This is a genomic window from Streptomyces sp. NRRL WC-3605 (assembly GCF_001509795.1).
Taxonomy (GTDB): Bacteria; Actinomycetota; Actinomycetes; order Streptomycetales; family Streptomycetaceae; genus Streptomyces; species Streptomyces viridochromogenes.
Genome location: NZ_LLZN01000053.1, coordinates 15536 through 30538 on the forward strand (window position 1 = coordinate 15536; position 15003 = coordinate 30538).

Below are 15003 nucleotides of genomic sequence, written 5' to 3' on the forward strand. Positions count from 1 at the left end.
CACAGACTCACAGAAGGGTGAAACGCCGTGCCGGGTCGATGAACAGGCCGTCCCCGGGGCGCACGTCGAAGGCGTCGTAGAAGGCCCCGACGTGTCCGAGCACCCCGTTGCAGCGGAACTCGGCCGGCGGGTGCCGGTCCGACGCGATCCGCTCGGCCATCCGGGCGGCGGTGGTGCGGGCGCGCCACATGGTCGCCCAGTGCGCGAAGAAGCGGCGCGACGCGTCGGGACCGGCCGTGCCGGTGTGGGCGACGAACGCCGCGTGCGCGACGGTCACACCGGCGATGTCGGCCATGTTCTCGCCGACCGTGCGCGTCCCGTCGACCCGCAGCCCGTCGAGGCCCTCGGGCTCGTAGCCGTCGTACTGGTCGACGAGCAGCCGGGTGCACCGCGCGAACTCCGCCCGGTCCTCGGGCGCCCACCAGTCGCGCAGCCGCCCCCGGCCGTCGTAGCGGGAGCCGCGGCTGTCGAAGGCGTGGGCCATCTCGTGGCCGACGATCGCGCCCAGCACCGCGAAGTTCCGCGCGGGGTCGCCCGCGGGGTCGAAGACGGGCGGCTGGAGCAAAGCGGCCGGTACGACGACCTGGTTGAGGCCGTGGCGGTAGTACGCGGTGACCTGGTGGGGGTGGATCTTCCACTCCGAGCGGTCGACCGGGGCGCCGAGCCGGGCGAGTTCACGGGCGATGTGCAGGGACCGGCCCCGCTTGACGTTGCCCAGGAGGTCACGCGGGTCCACGTCGAGGGCTGCGTCGCCGCCGGTCCGGGCGCCCTCGGGCCGGCCGACCTCGAAGACCATGTCCGCCAGCTTGGCCAGCGCGGCGTCCCGGGTCGTGGACGTCATCCAGGGCGTCCGCTCCAGCCGGGCCCGGTAGGCGTCCACGAGCGCGCCGACCAGGGTGCGGGCGGCGTCGACGGTGCCGGGGGCCAAGTGCTCGGCGAGGTAGCGGTCGGCGACGGACTCGCCGAGGAACGTCTCGACGAAGGAGATCACGCGCAGGCGGCGCGGCCGCGGCTCGCTGAAGCCGTTGAGGGTGCGTCCGTAGAAGGCGAAGTTGTCGGCGAAGACCTGGCGCGGCCCGAACGGCACCATCTCGTGCACGTACCGCCAGGACAGCCACAGCCGCAGCTCGTCCAGGCCGGTGTCGCGCCACCAGGTGCCGAGACCGTCGGCGAAGTCCGGATGGCGCAGCCGGACCGTGGCGCCGGCGGGCACGTCGCCGAGTCCGCGCAGCCACGCGGCCCAGGGGAACCCGTCCTGCCGGGCGGCGAGCGCGGCGACCGTGCCGGTCCACGGGCGGACCGGAGTCCGGCTCCCGGGCCGGGGGACGGTGTGCCGGGCGGCCAGTTCGGCCTCCAGGGCCACGACGTCGCCGGCCGCCGGGGCCGGGTCGGGCAGCCCGGCGTGGGCGAGCATCACGGCGATGTGCCGCGTGTACTCCTCGACGAGCCCGGCCCGCCCGTAGTGGCCGGCCGACGGCAGACCGAGACCCGCCTGGGAGAGGGTGAGGACGTACTGGTCGGCGCGCACGGTGTCGACGCCGACCGAGAAGTCCCAGGCGCCGCCGATCCCCTGGGCCTGGAGCCGTCCCATGACCTCCGCGAGGGCCTCGCGGTCGGCGGCGTCCCGGACGGCGGCGAGGTCGGCCGCGAACCCCTGGGCGACGCCCAGCTCCTCGATGCGTTCCTCGTCCATGAAGCTGGCGTGCAGGTCGGCGATACGGCGGTCGGCGGCGCCCCGCCCGGGGTGGGCGACGGCGTGGTGGACGACTCGCTCCACGTCGTCCTGAACCTTGTCGGCCAGCAGCGTCAGGGTGGTGGCCTCGGCCCGGTGGGCGGGAAGGACGTAGCCGTCCGACCAGGGCCCGTTGACGAAGCGGTAGAAGTCGTCCTGCGGCCTGGTCGAGAGGTCGGGTTCCGTGCCGCTGGGCAGATACGCCGGCGTCGCCGCCGGGTCCGAGGCCACCGTCATCGCGCTGCCTCGCCCAGCTGCGGGGCGGGCGCCGTGGCGTCGGTGTTCCGCAGGACGCCCTTGGCGAAGACGGCCAGGGCGGCGAGGGCGAACAGGCCCGAGGCGAGGAAGCCGTAGCGCGGGGTGGTGAAGCTGAGGATCGCGCCGCCGATCAGGTAGCCGAGCGCGGGCCCGGTGTTGGACACGGCGCCGAGCGCGGCGAAGGCACGTCCGCGGTGGGTGTCGGGGACGCGGACGTTGAGCAGGATGTGGGTGACCGTCGCCTGGGCGCCGTTGCCGATGCCGCCGAGGACGTAGAACGGCAGGATCCACCAGACCCCGGGGGCCAGGCCGGTGCCGAGGATGGCGACGCCGATGCAGAGGAACGTGCCGATCAGGATGGTCTCGTGGCTGAACCGCTTGACGCGGCGGACCAGCATGCCGCCGGGGATCAGGCCCAGCATCCAGGCCGACATGATCAGGCCGAAGGTCTCCTCGGAGGCGCCGAACGTCTCACGGACGTAGAAGACGATGAGGACGTTGATGATGCTCGCGGCCGCCATGACCGCGCCGCTCAGGATGAGCACGGCGGTCAGGAAGCGGTCGGAGGTGACCTTGTAGGGGGCGTCGGCGGTGCCGTTCTCCGCCTTGTCCTTCCCGGCGGCGCGGGCGTCCCGGCCCTTGTGGAGCCGGGTGCGGATGAGCAGGCCACCGGCCACGACGGCGGCGAAGCTGAGCGCGTCGATGAGCAGCGGCACGGTCACGCCGAAACGGCCGATCAGGAAGCCGGCGATGCCGGGTGCGGCGACCATGCCGGCCATCGCCCAGGTCTGGGAGATGGACGAGGCCCGCGGGACGTTCTCCTTGCCGACGATCGCGCTGGGCAGCGAACCGAAGACCGGGTGGGTGAAGGCGAGACCGGCGGAGAGCAGGGCGGACAAGGCGATCAGGACGACGGGCGAGGTCCAGATCGTCATCGCCACGCAGATCAGCGCCTGCATGCCGCCGACCGCGACGATCAGGGTGCGGCTGTCGAAGCGGTCGGCGAACCTGCCGGTCAGCGGCGACAGCAGCACCGGCGGCACGGTCGCGGCCAGCAGCAGGGCCATGACGGCGTAGGAACCCGCGCCCTGGGCCTGGAGCTGGAGGGCGATGGCCGTCTCGGCGGCGATGTCGCCCGCGAAGGACAGTCCTCGCATGCCGGCGAGGATGTAGACGTCACGCCATGCGCTGCGGGAGACCGGCGGTGGCCCGGCCTCGGTGGTCGGTGCTGTGGTGTCGGTGGCCATGACGGCTCACTTCCTCTCGACGTGGGGACGGGACGGTGCGCCGGCCGTCGGCTACCGCGACGCTCCCGGGGCGGCGCCGGCCGCCTCGAGGACGCCCAGCCGGGCGAGCCCGCGGGCGACGCCGAGGGAGCGTGCCTCGGGGACTCCGGGGAAGAACGTGGCCGCGGTGACGGCCTGTTCGCCGTCGAGGGCGCGCAGCGCGTCCGCGACGGCGTCCGGCACGTTCAGGTGGTGGCCCGCGACGTGCAGACCGGTCTTGCCGTCGGCACTGGAGCCGATCTCGACGGGCGTGGTGGTGCGGCGGATCAGGGTGCCCGGGCCGAGGGTGTCGACCGCGGCGAGCCGGGCGAACTCCCGGCCGCGGCCGGCTCCCTCGCGAGCGCGGCCGACGTCCGTCAGCCGTTCCGCCTCGGCGGCGGCGTCGAGGCGGGCCAGCCGCTCACCCAGCAGGGCCAGCTTGTCCGCGAGCGCGGCGACGGCCGTCCCGCCCCCGTCGGTCAGGTGCGGGACGGCGTGGAAGTCGTCCTCCGCGACGAGCGCGGCGACGGTGTCGGTCAGCAGGTGCCGCCAGCGGCGCGGCTCGACCCCGACCGACAGATGGAGGGACAGCTCGCTCCGGGCGGACGCCGCGTGCGGGGTGCCGTGCGGCACGTACAGGACGTCGCCGGGCTCCAGCGTCACCTCGATGACGGGCTCGCCCAGCTCCTCGGGCGTGTAGGAGCCCTCGTCGCCCCGGCGCTCGTCCGGGGTGTCCCACACGCGCCAGGTCTTGGTGCCGTCCATCTGGACGACGAAGACGTCGATCGAGTCGTGGTGCGGGGAGAAGCCGTCGGTGCGGGCCGGGGTGACGAAGACGACGACCTCGGCCGGGCCGGCGAAGGCGTCGGTGAACGGCTCCGTCAGCCGGCGGGCCGACGGCAGGACGTGGTGGAGGGAGTTCCAGGTGACGGTGCCGCCGGAGCGGAAGAGCTCGTACACCTTCTCCGGGTTGAGGGCCTCCGCGAGGGCGGCCCCGCGCGCGACCGTGCGCGTGTAGGCGCCGGACGGCACGCCCTTGCCCCCCTTCGTCACCCGCAGGTAGGACGGCGGGACCGTCTCCAGCGCGAGGAGGTCGTCGAGGTGGCGGACCGAGGGCAGGCCGTCCAGCCGGCCGGCGAGCGCTCCTCTGCGCAGCAGCGGCTTCCGGTTGAAGTACTGGGCGAAGAAGACGTCCCTGTCGCCGACGAAGTCCTCGAATGTATAGATGTCCACGCTCTCCTGCCTCCTCCTGATGGGTCGGTGTCCGCCCGCCTCTCCCGCCGGTGTGCCGGGCGCACCGGCGATCCCGCCGCGGGCCCCTGGACGCGGGGCCCGCGACGGTTCGCGAGGGGTACCTGCGGCTCCTCAGCCGGCCTGGGACAGCTCGAAGACACCCAGCCGGGTGAGTCCTTGGGCCGCCTTGGCCGAGCGGAGCGCGTCCACACCGGGGAACACGTGGGACGCCTCGATCTCCGCGTCCGGGCCGAGCGCGGCCAGGGTTTCGGCGATCGGTGTGGGTACCGCGATCTTGTGCCCCTTGACGACCAGCTGGGTGCGGCCGCCCTCGTCGTCACCGAACGTCAGGTCCACTCCGCCGCGGCGCAACCGCGTGTCCGGGCCGATGTCGTCGGTGTCGGCGATGTTCTGGAAGGTCGTGCCCTTCGAACTGCCGTCCAGGTGCCGGCCGGTGTCGGCGAGCCGGTCGAGCTCGGTCGCCGCGTCGACGGACTCCAGACGGGCCACGAGCTCCTGGACCTTGTCCTTGAAGACGGCCTCGGCGTCGGCCTCGCGCCACTCGCCGATGTGCGGGTACGCGGTGAACACCTCGGCCGTCAGCAGCTCTTCGAAGGTCTCGCGCAGCAGGTCACGCCACATCCGCGGGCGCATCATGATGGACAGGTGCAGCGACGCCTTGTCCTCGGCCGTCGCCGCGTGCGGGGTGCCGTAGGGCAGGTACAGCACGTCGCCGGGCTGGAGCGAGACCTCGATCTCCGGCTCGCCGAGGCCTTCCAGCGTGTACTGGGCGTTGTCGCCGAGCCGCGGGGTCGGCGGGTTCCACAGCTTCCAGTGCTTGGTGCCCTCGAGCTGCACGATGAACAGGTCGACCGGGTCGTGGTGCGGCGGGTAGCCCTTCTTGCCGGCCGGCGTCAGGAACGCGACCGTGTCCGTGCGGACGGCCATCTTCTCGGTGATGAGGCGGGTGAACTCCCGCATCCCCGGGTCGATCTGGTTGAGCGAGCACCAGGTCACGGTCGCGCCGGCGCGGAAGAGCTCGTAGATCTTCTCGGGGTCCACCACGTCGGTGATGGTCTGGCCCTGCACGACGACGTTGCGGCTGTAGCCCTGCTCGGGTACGCCGTTGCCCTTGAGGTTGACCTTGATGTACGGGGGCCGGATCACCTCGAGGTTCACCAACTGGTCCAGCTTGCGCAGCGAGAGTATGTCGCGCGGGTCCCCCGGCACGGCGTTCTTCCGCAGCATGGGCTTCTTGTTGAAGTACTCGGTGAAGAAGACCTGTTCGTCTCCCACCAGGTCCGCGAATGCGTGGTCCGCCATGCCTGCCTCTCAATGAATTCGAATGTCGAATGTGACGGGGAAGCCGTGATGGTCCTGCGGCTCGGTGCCGGGCGAGGGGCGGCGCCCGGGGGCGCCGCCCTTCTCCTCTTCGCTACTTCAAGAACAATTACTGGATGTTCTTGTAGTACGAGGTGGCGAGCAGCTCCTCGGCCGTCTCGATGAACTCGATGTCGTCGAACTCGACGTTCCTCCATCGCGATTCACTTCCCTTCTCGTTTTCCCCGGGGGATTCCCGGCGACTGATGAAATGTTCGCCCGGAAAGGGGAGCCGGGTCAACGAGTACAACTGCGGCGGGGGGTGCGCACTTGAACACCGGGGGAAAGGGCCGCGGAAAACGGAAGGGAAAACGAAAGCGCCCGGGTGTCGTCAAGACACCCGGGCGCCCCAAGCGGAATGCGCGGCGATGCTAGGCGGACTCCTCGATCAGGTCCGCGGCGTAGTTCGCCAGCGAGCGGTTGTAGCGCGGCAGGTGCTTGGCCAGGGCGACGAGGGCGTACGACAGCGCCTCGCGCTCCCGGCCGACGTCCGCGAGCGCCAGTGCGAGGAAGCCGGCCACGGCGTCGTCCAGCGCGTCGGATCCGGCCGCGCGTTCGGCTTCGAGCAGGGCGACGCTCTCCTTGACCTGCCCGACATTGCGCAGGGAGCTGGCCAGCTGGATGACGGCGCGGCGGCGGCGCAGGCCGGAGACGCCGGCGTCGAGCGCCTGCCGGTAGAGGGGGACGGCGCTGTCGGAGTGCCCGGTGGAGTCATAGGCGCAGGCGAGTTCGAACGGGGCGCGCGCGTCGTCCGGCGGCAGTTCCGCCGTCAGGTCCCGAATTTTTCCGAGGAATTCTTCCTCGTCGTGATCGTCGAGGGCGGACCACAGGGCGGCGATCCGCTCTTCCCAGGCCGTTTCTGCTGTTGTCACGGCGACAACCTTTCCCGCTCTGAGCTCTGCTTTGCTGACAATGCGGCGAGGGGCGGTGCCCGCAGGCACCGCCCTTCCCCACTGCGCTACTTCAAGAACAATTACTGGATGTTCTTGTAGTACGAGGTGGCGAGCAGCTCCTCGGCCGTCTCGATGAACTCGATGTCGTCGAACTCGACGTTCTCCCGGGGTGTTCCCCGGCGACTGATGCAATCGTGGCCGGGACCGGTGAGATGCGTCAACCGAACGCCGTGGTCCGGGAGTTGAACGGCAGGGCGGCGTTCAACCGGTGCCGTGCGGCGGTTGAACACCGTGCGGAATCCCGCGTCGCGTCGTATGTTCGTGCGGGCGTCGCCCGTGTTTTCCGGTGTTTCCTCACCGCACCCGGCCGGCCGCCGCGTGCAGGCCAGTGCCTTCCGGGTCTCCGCCGGCCCCGTGCCGGCCGGTGGTCCAGAGGTCGTTCACCCGGGCCGGCGTCCGTACGGTCTCGCCGTCCCGCCAGGGGTCGTCGTCCTCGTGGTCGTGTGCCGGCCCGGCGAGGGGGCGGCTCAGCCCCGCTCCACGTCCTCCAGGCGCGGGAACAGTGCCGGTCCCTTCGTGATCCGCGTGCCCGGGGCGAGCGCGCCCCAGGTGCCGGCGTCCTGGACCCTCTGGTCCGCCAGGGGGCCGAGGGAGGGCTCCGCGCCCAGGGAGGTCCAGAGGCGCTGTGCGGTCTCCGGCATGACCGGGTGCAGCAGGACGGCGAGGGCGCGCAGCGACTCCGCGGCCGTGCTGAGGACGGTGGCGAGCCGGGCCCCGGCCTCCGCGCTGTCGTCCCTGGCGACCTTCCAGGGCTCCTGCTCGGTGAGGTAGCCGTTGACCTGCTTGACGAAGTCGAAGATCGCGGCGATGCCGCCCTGGAAGTCCAGCTCCTCGCCGATCCTGCGGTCCGCCTCAGCGACCGTCCTGGTCAGGCCGGCGCGGATCGCGTCCTCCGCCTCGCCGTCGGCGGTCGACGCCGGGAGCTCGCCGTCGAAGTACCGCCCGACCATGGCCGCCACGCGCGAGGCGAGGTTGCCGAAGTCGTTGGCCAGCTCGCTGGTGTAGCGGGCGGCGAAGTCCTCCCAGGAGAACGTGCCGTCCTGGCCGAACGCGATCGCGCGCAGGAAGTACCAGCGGTACGCGTCCACGCCGAAGTGCGAGGTCAGGTCACGCGGCCCGATGCCGGTCAGGTTGGACTTGCTCATCTTCTCGCCGCCCACCAGCAGCCAGCCGTTGGCGACGATCCGGCCGGGCAGCGGCAGGCCGTTGGCCATCAGCATCGCCGGCCAGATGACGGCGTGGAAGCGGAGGATGTCCTTGCCGACCAGGTGGACGTCCGCGGGGAACGTCGTCGCGAACTTGGCCGGGTTCTCGTTGTAGCCGGCCGCCGTGGCGTAGTTGAGCAGCGCGTCGACCCAGACGTAGATGACGTGCCGGTCGTCCCACGGGACCGGGACGCCCCAGGCGAACGTCGAACGGGAGATGGAGAGGTCCTGGAGGCCCTGCCGGACGAAATTCACGACCTCGTTGCGCGCGGACTCGGGCTGGATGAAGTCCGGGTGGGCCTCGTAGTGGGCGAGCAGGCGCTCGGGGTAGTCGCTCAGCTTGAAGAAGTAGTTCTCCTCCTGGAGGAGTTCGACGGGCCTGCGGTGGATCGGGCACACCTTCTGTCCCGCGTACTCGCCCTCGCCGTCGAGCAGTTCGGCGGGGATCTTGAACTCCTCGCAGTGGACGCAGTACGGGCCCTCGTAGTCCGCCTTGTAGATCTCGCCGTTGTCGTACAGGTCCTGCACGAACTCCTGGACGCGGTCGGTGTGGCGGCGCTGCGTGGTGCGGATGAAGTCGTCGTGCGAGATCTCCAGGTGCCGCCACAGCGGCTGCCACGCCTCCTCCACGAGCCGGTCGCACCACTCCTGGGGGGAGACGCCGTGCGCGGTGGCGGTGCGCAGGATCTTCTGGCCGTGCTCGTCCGTGCCGGTGAGGAACCAGACCTTCTCCCCGCGCTGCCGGTGCCAGCGCGCGAGGACGTCGGCGGCGAGCGTCGTGTAGGCGTGGCCCAGGTGAGGGGCGTCGTTGACGTAGTAGATGGGGGTGGTGACGTAGTACGCCTTCTTCCCACCGGACTCGGGTCCCTCGGACGGCTCCATACCGGCCAAGCCTAGCCGCGCTCTTGCGCCGGGTTTGTGCTGAAATGCCCGCGGCACAGGGACGCCGGTGGAAGGAGGCCTCGGACGCGTCCAGCGGATCGACGCCGACGAGGGTCGCGTGTCGGTGTACGACGTCTTCGGCAACGCCATGATCGCTGGACGGGAGTTCTGATCCGTGCGCGATATGGATTTGTGAAAGCCCAGGTCAACGGCGTGCATGCCGTCATCTGTGGCTTTCTTGTGCCCGGGGCCACAGCGGGGCGGCCGCGCGAAGGCGCATACTGAGCCATGACAAAGCCTCCGGCGCCGAAGCGTCATCTGCCCACCAGCCCCTTCAAGGCCCCGGCCGTACCGGCTCCAAAACACTTCGCCATGGGCGATCAGGTGACCCATGATGTGTACGGCCTCGGACGGGTGGTCGGCATCGAGGACGGGGTCGCGGCGCTCGTGGACTTCGGCTCCGCGCAGATGCGGATCGTGAGCCCGTACGCCAAGATGACCAAGCTCTAGTAGCCGCCGGTGCCCGGTCACGGCACCCCAGGTCCCCGTCGTGGGACCTGCACGAAAGGCAGAACTCCCATCGAATCGACGTCCTTGTTCTCCGCCCCCCACGAGGGGCAGCCCCGCCGGACCGGCGCGGCCTCTCCGCCTCCCACCACGACGCCCTTCCAGGCCCCCGACTTCGGGGACGACGAGGGTGTCTGGGCCGAGGAGACGGACGACCGGGAGGACGACATGACCGCCGCCCGTCACCAGCGGAGCGGACGGCGCGGGCGCGCCGCCTGACCTCCGCCCCGCGGGACGGCGCCGCGCGCCGCGCCCCCGCCGGGTTGTCCCCGAACGCCCCCGGGATTGTCCGTGATCGGTAACGGGCGGATCCCCGGGCCGCCGGAGCTCGTCATGCCAGATGGTCACAGTGACCGGGCAGCGGCGGGCGACAGCGGGAGAGCGGGGCGGACATGGCACGGCACGGGGGCGGGCGCGGCTGGTACGGCAAGCTGATCGGGGCGGCGCTGGGCGTCACGATCCTGGCCACGGGGGCCTCGGTGTGGACCGCGCAGGCCGGTGCCGCGGGCGAGGCGGCCCCCAGGGCGACCGCGCCGGCCGCGGCGGACCGCGCAGCCAAGCCGGTCGCCGTGACCATCGCGCACGCCTCGGAGAAGGGGCCGCGCGGCGTCAACATCACCATCGACGACGGCCCCGACCCGAACTGGACCCCGCAGGTCCTCGACGTGCTGCGCGAGCACGGTGTGAAGGCCACGTTCTGCATGGTCGGCACGCAGGCGAAGGCGTACCCGGACCTGGTGAAGAAGGTCGTCGCCGAGGGGCACCGGCTGTGCGACCACTCGGTGTCCCACGACACCGCCATGGACAAGAACTCGCAGACCTACCAATCGCGGCAGATCCTCGACGCCGAGCGCATGATCACCGAGGCGTCCGGGGGCGTACGGCCCATGTACTACCGGGCGCCGGGCGGGGCGTTCACCCCCTACAGCCGCAAGCTCGCCGCCTCGCGCGGCATGCGGCCGCTCGGCTGGAACGTCGACACCAAGGACTTCGAACGGCCGGGCGCGGACGCCATCGTCGCCACCGTGCAGAGGGAGCTGGCCAACGGGCCGACGCTGCTGTTCCACGACGCCGGCGGCGACCGATCCCAGACCGTCGAGGCCCTGCGCCGCGTCCTGCCGTGGCTCGCGGCCCAGGGCTACACCTGCGGCTTCCCGGTGCGGTGAGCCGCCCGGGCGCCACCGGCGTCACGACCGGATGAACTCCAGGATGTCCGGGTTGAGGACCTCCGGGTGCGTCGTCAGCATCCCGTGCGGATAGCCCTCGTACGTCTTGAGCGTGCCGTTCTTCAGGAGCTTGGCCGACAGGGGCGCCGAGTCCTCGTACGGCACGATCTGGTCGTCGCTGCCGTGCATGACCAGCACCGGGACGTCGATCTTCTTCAGGTCCTCGGTGAAGTCGGTCTCGGAGAACGCCTTGATGCATTCGTAGTGGGCGTTGGCCGCGCCCATCATGCCCTGCCGCCACCAGTTGTCGATCAGGCCCTGCGACACCTCCGCGCCGGGACGGTTGAAGCCGTAGAACGGCCCCGACGGCACGTCGATGTAGAGCTGCGCCCGGTTGGCGGCGAGGCCCTCGCGGAACCCGTCGAACACCTCGATGGGCGTACCGCCGGGGTTGCTCTCCGACTTGACCATGACGGGCGGCACGGCACCCGCCAGCACCGCCTTGGAGACCCTGCCGGGCTTGGCGCGGGCGACGTAGCGGGTGGCCTCGCCGCCGCCCGTGGAGTGCCCGATGTGGACGGCGTCCCGCAGGTCGAGCGCGTCGGTGACGGCGGCGACGTCGGCCGCGTACGTGTCCATGTCGTGGCCTTCGGAGGTCTGCGTCGACCGTCCGTGGCCGCGCCGGTCGTGGGCGATGACCCGGTAGCCGTGCGACAGGAAGAACAGCATCTGGTTGTCCCAGTCGTCCGCGCTCAGCGGCCAGCCGTGGTGGAAGACGATCGGCTTGCCGTCGCGTGGACCCCAGTCCTTGTAGAAGATCGTGGTGCCGTCGTCGGTGGTGACTGTACCCATCGTTGGTCCTCCGCTCGTCCGGGCGTGCCTCAGCCACCCGGACAGGAGGGGGCACACGCGTGACCTGCGAGTTCGCGCCTGGAGGCGCGCCGGAACGTACCCGGACCAGACTACGCGCGGGCCCCGCAGGCCACATCCTCAGCGGCGGGAGCGCACGTCTGGCCGCCGCGCGTCCGGGTAACCGCCGTGCCATGGGCGACATCCTGGTGGGCACGTGTTCGTGGACGGACCGGGCGCTGGTCGGCAGCGGCTGGTACCCGGTGGGGCGGCGGGACGCCGAGGGGCGGTTGCGGCACTACGCCGAGCGCTTCCCGGTGGTCGAGGTCGACGCGACGTACTACGCGCTGCCCGGGGAGCGGAACAGCTCCCTGTGGGCGGAGCGCACGCCGGACGGCTTCGTGTTCGACGTGAAGGCGTTCTCGCTGCTGACCGGGCATCCGACCCGGCCGGCCCTGATGCCGCGGGGGTGGCCGGCCGACGCGCGGGACCCACGCCTCCTGGACGAGGTGTGGGACCGGTTCACGACGGGGATCGCGCCGCTGCGGAGGGCCGGGCGGCTGGGCGCCGTGCTGTTCCAGTTCCCGCCGTGGTTCCGTCCCGGCGCGCGGGCGGAGGCGTTCCTGGAGCAGACCGCGCGGCGGACCCGGGGGTGGCCGGTGAGCGTGGAGTTCCGGCATCCGGCGTGGTGGCGGGACGAACAGGCCGAGGCCACGCGGGCGTTGCTCGCCCGGCACGGGATGGCGGCGGTCGCGGTGGACATGACGCAGACGCTGCCGGCGTCCGTGCCGCCGGTCGCCCCGGTCACCTCGCCCCGGCTCTCGGTCGTGCGGTTCCACGGCCGCAGCGCCCACTGGGGGACGGGCAGCAAGGAGGAGCGCTTCCGGCACTGCTACGACGAGGGCGAACTGCGCGAGTGGCTGCCCCGGCTGGAGACGCTGGCCGGCCGGGTCGACGCCCTGCACGTGCTGTTCAACAACTGCTGCGGGGACGCGGCCGTACGGGCGGCCGAGGCCATGACCCGCCTCCTGGGCCAGACCCAGGGCAGCAACATCGGCTAGGGGGTGTCTTGTCGATCGGGCCGGGTCGGCTCCCGGTGCCAGGCGCCGGGAGCCCGGCCTGATCGACAAGACACCCCCTAGCGCACCAGGAACTCCGTGCTGGAGAACGTCACCGACGGCTCGGCCGCCAGCAGGCCCTGCTTGGCGGGCCGCCCCGGGAACACGGCCACCGTGTCCTTGGTCTCGCCGACGTACGTCCGCACGACCAGGTCCGCGCGGCCGTCGCCGTCGAAGTCGCCGGTGGACAGGACGCGGGTGGTGCCGTGCGCAGGTGGCTTCACGGTGACCATGCCGGTGGTGCGAAGACCGCCCGCGCGGCCCCGGAAGACGCGCAACTGCGAGCCGCTGGAGAGCAGTTCGCTCAGTCCGTCGCCGTCGAAGTCCGCGGCGTCCAGCATCGAGCCGGCGCTGTCGAGCGTGGCCCGTGCGGCCGAGGCGGGCAGGTCGTAGCGCAGGGACGTCCTGCCCATGGCGCCGACGGCCGCGTCCAGGGCCTTGCCCCGGCCGAACGCGCCGAGGGCGAGGTCGATACCGGCGGGCAGCGTGACCCCCGTGCGGGTCGGGCCGTCCGGGCCGCCGAGGACCACGGCGGAGGTCCCGGAGCCCTCCGCCGTGCGCACCACGAGGTCGTCGTACCCGTCGCCGTCGACGTCGGCGGCCGGCCCGGTGGGCAGGTTGCCCGGCGACGGCACGGGGGCGCCGGCCGCGCGGGGGGCGCCGTCCCGGTCGAACGGGCCGCGCAGGAAGCTCAGCCGCCCGTCCGAGGCGTGCACCACCAGGTCCTGGGCGTCGTCGCCGTCGAAGTCGCCGCACACGGGCTGGTCCGGCCAGTCGTTGCCGTAGCGGGCCGCGTCGGGGATGGCCAGCTTGACCCCCTTGCCGGTGAGGCCGCCGGGGGAGCCGAAGAGGATCTGGAGCGGGACCGGCGGCCGGCCCTGGCCGTCGAACGGCGGGTCCGTGGAGACCACCAGGTCGGTGAAGCCGTCGTCGTCGAGGTCGCAGGTCGCCTCGGCGTCGAAGACGGCGGGCTGCCGTCCGTCGGTGGCGGCCGCGTGCCGCCGGGGGTCGAGCAGTTGCCGGGCGCCGGGCGTGAGTCCGCGGGCGCCGCCGTAGACGATGCCGATGCCGGCGTCGTCCGTGTGGGCCTGCGCCTTCGCCAGGTCGTTGAGGACGAGGTCGCGGTGCCCGTCCCCGTTGAAGTCGTCGGGGACCTTGCTGCCCTTGCCGTGCGGCACCGGGAGTTCGGCGGGGGCGTCGGCGACCCGGAGCGGGGTGGGCTCGGTCTTCGCGTCGTCGTGGGCGGTGGGTCCGCAGGCCGTCAGGGCCAGGGCCGTGAGCGTGGCGAGGGTGCCGGTCAGGGCCGCCGTACACTTCCCGCTTCGTCGCGCGCGCACCGCTCACCTCGTCATTACCAGGGACAACAACTGGGTAATGATGCACGCGTTCGAGAAGCGGCGACAGCCCTGCGCCCGGACGGGGTGGCGGGATGGGCGGATGTGGCTTGATTACGCCCGAGTCGGGCCCAGGCCCGGCCGCCCGGGAACGCCTGTGCGGAAGCCTTCGTTGACCCCAGGTCCACCCGCAGCGCACCCGAGGAGAGCCGTGCCCGACATCTCGTCCCCCGCCGCCGTCACAGCCCTTCCCCCGCTCGCCGCGCAGGCGGAGCGCCTGATCGAGCTCGGCGTGCACGACCTCGCCGGGGCCCCGGCCGACGAGCTGCGGGCCTACGCCGAGCGGGCCGGGGACGCGCATCCCGGCGCCCTGCTCGCCGTCCACCCCGACCGGGTCCCGGCCTCCGCGCTCGCGCCGCTGCTGCGCCGTCGCGGCAAGCCCGGTTTCGTGGTCGTCGACATGCCCGACGTCGACGACTTCGCCCCGGTGGGCGTCGAGCTGCCGGAGGGGCCCTTCCACCTCGTCACCGGCGTGGACCGGGGTGATCATCTGGCCAACTGGAGCCCCGAGGAGGCCCTGCCCGAGCTCACCGGGAAGGGCCGTACCCCGCTGACGCTCACGGAAGGTCTGCACTGGGTCATCCAGCAGCCGGCGGCCCTGGAGCGCGGCCAATGCTTCATGACGATCGGCTCGCGGCTGCGCAAGGCCGACGGCTCCTTCGACGCGCGCACCCCGGCCGTCTGGATCAGCAACGGCACCGGCCGCGACGGTCGTGAGCGCAAGGACGCCCCGAAGGTCGGCTGGTGCTGGTGGGGCAACCGCCACACCTGGCTGGGCTTCGCCTCCGCCGCCGGACGCGTCGGATAGCGGTCCCGCGTCGCCGCCCGTGCTGTGAGGAATTCGGCCAAGATCCGCAAAGGAAAAGTGCCGGAGTACATTTTCCGAATGTCATCGGGCGGCGGCGGTCATGGGATATTCCATATCATCACCGTTGACGCATATTCCCCCGAATGCCAGATGTCCTGCCCCGCGCGGCGCTCGTTAGGTGGGCGTGACTTGG

Annotated in this window: 14 protein-coding genes; 5 read left to right on the forward strand and 9 right to left on the reverse strand. The window is 71.9% G+C overall.

Features of this window, described 5'->3' with window-relative positions; translation table 11 throughout:
* Window positions 1-7: 7 nt before the first annotated feature.
* The 7 genes from ADL34_RS15695 to metG all read right to left on the reverse strand — a co-directional run bounded on the left by ADL34_RS15695 (window position 8) and on the right by metG (window position 8908).
* Entirely contained in the window at window positions 8-1969 is a 1962-nt protein-coding gene (locus ADL34_RS15695; protein ID WP_062673562.1) for a M13-type metalloendopeptidase, read from the reverse strand.
* The gene (locus ADL34_RS15700; protein ID WP_062673563.1) at window positions 1966-3237 is read right to left on the reverse strand and encodes an MFS transporter; all 1272 of its coding nucleotides are present in this window, start codon (window positions 3235-3237) and stop codon (window positions 1966-1968) included. The genes ADL34_RS15695 and ADL34_RS15700 overlap by 4 nt, the downstream gene beginning before the upstream one ends.
* Window positions 3238-3288: 51 nt before the next feature.
* Window positions 3289-4488, reverse strand: coding sequence for a cupin domain-containing protein (locus tag ADL34_RS15705; protein ID WP_062673565.1), 1200 nt, complete (start codon window positions 4486-4488; stop codon window positions 3289-3291).
* Window positions 4489-4620: 132 nt separating this feature from the next.
* Window positions 4621-5811, reverse strand: a complete 1191-nt coding sequence (locus ADL34_RS15710; RefSeq protein WP_062673567.1) for a cupin domain-containing protein — start codon at window positions 5809-5811, stop codon at window positions 4621-4623.
* Window positions 5812-6239: 428 nt separating this feature from the next.
* The gene (locus tag ADL34_RS15720) at window positions 6240-6740 is read right to left on the reverse strand and encodes a tetratricopeptide repeat protein (protein WP_062673569.1); all 501 of its coding nucleotides are present in this window, start codon (window positions 6738-6740) and stop codon (window positions 6240-6242) included.
* A 101-nt stretch (window positions 6741-6841) separates the two neighbouring features.
* The gene (locus ADL34_RS36100; protein WP_159038927.1) at window positions 6842-6982 is read right to left on the reverse strand and encodes a hypothetical protein; all 141 of its coding nucleotides are present in this window, start codon (window positions 6980-6982) and stop codon (window positions 6842-6844) included.
* Between the two features lie 306 nt (window positions 6983-7288).
* Window positions 7289-8908 (reverse strand): methionine--tRNA ligase, encoded by a 1620-nt coding sequence (metG, locus tag ADL34_RS15725; RefSeq protein ID WP_062673571.1) that lies wholly within the window; start codon window positions 8906-8908, stop codon window positions 7289-7291.
* 288 nt (window positions 8909-9196) lie between these two features.
* Between metG and ADL34_RS15730 the strand changes: the two genes are divergently transcribed.
* The 3 genes from ADL34_RS15730 to ADL34_RS15740 all read left to right on the forward strand — a co-directional run bounded on the left by ADL34_RS15730 (window position 9197) and on the right by ADL34_RS15740 (window position 10641).
* Window positions 9197-9418 (forward strand): hypothetical protein, encoded by a 222-nt coding sequence (locus ADL34_RS15730; RefSeq protein ID WP_062673574.1) that lies wholly within the window; start codon window positions 9197-9199, stop codon window positions 9416-9418.
* A gap of 84 nt (window positions 9419-9502) precedes the next feature.
* Window positions 9503-9694, forward strand: a complete 192-nt coding sequence (locus ADL34_RS36375; protein ID WP_179199314.1) for a hypothetical protein — start codon at window positions 9503-9505, stop codon at window positions 9692-9694.
* 173 nt (window positions 9695-9867) lie between these two features.
* Window positions 9868-10641 (forward strand): polysaccharide deacetylase family protein, encoded by a 774-nt coding sequence (locus ADL34_RS15740; protein ID WP_062673576.1) that lies wholly within the window; start codon window positions 9868-9870, stop codon window positions 10639-10641.
* A gap of 21 nt (window positions 10642-10662) precedes the next feature.
* Here ADL34_RS15740 and ADL34_RS15745 read toward each other — a convergent pair whose 3' ends face one another.
* Window positions 10663-11493 carry an alpha/beta fold hydrolase gene (locus tag ADL34_RS15745; protein WP_062673578.1) on the reverse strand — a complete coding sequence of 277 codons (831 nt, stop codon included), beginning with the start codon at window positions 11491-11493 and terminating at the stop codon, window positions 10663-10665.
* A 191-nt stretch (window positions 11494-11684) separates the two neighbouring features.
* On the opposite strand from ADL34_RS15745, the gene ADL34_RS15750 reads away from it, so the two are divergent.
* Window positions 11685-12551 carry a DUF72 domain-containing protein gene (locus tag ADL34_RS15750; protein ID WP_062673579.1) on the forward strand — a complete coding sequence of 289 codons (867 nt, stop codon included), beginning with the start codon at window positions 11685-11687 and terminating at the stop codon, window positions 12549-12551.
* Window positions 12552-12628: 77 nt separating this feature from the next.
* Here ADL34_RS15750 and ADL34_RS15755 read toward each other — a convergent pair whose 3' ends face one another.
* The gene (locus tag ADL34_RS15755) at window positions 12629-13945 is read right to left on the reverse strand and encodes an FG-GAP repeat domain-containing protein (RefSeq protein WP_107115751.1); all 1317 of its coding nucleotides are present in this window, start codon (window positions 13943-13945) and stop codon (window positions 12629-12631) included.
* Between the two features lie 208 nt (window positions 13946-14153).
* Here ADL34_RS15755 and ADL34_RS15760 point away from each other — a divergent pair, with 208 nt between their 5' ends.
* The gene (locus ADL34_RS15760) at window positions 14154-14810 is read left to right on the forward strand and encodes a DUF5701 family protein (protein WP_062673581.1); all 657 of its coding nucleotides are present in this window, start codon (window positions 14154-14156) and stop codon (window positions 14808-14810) included.
* Window positions 14811-15003: the final 193 nt, after the last annotated feature.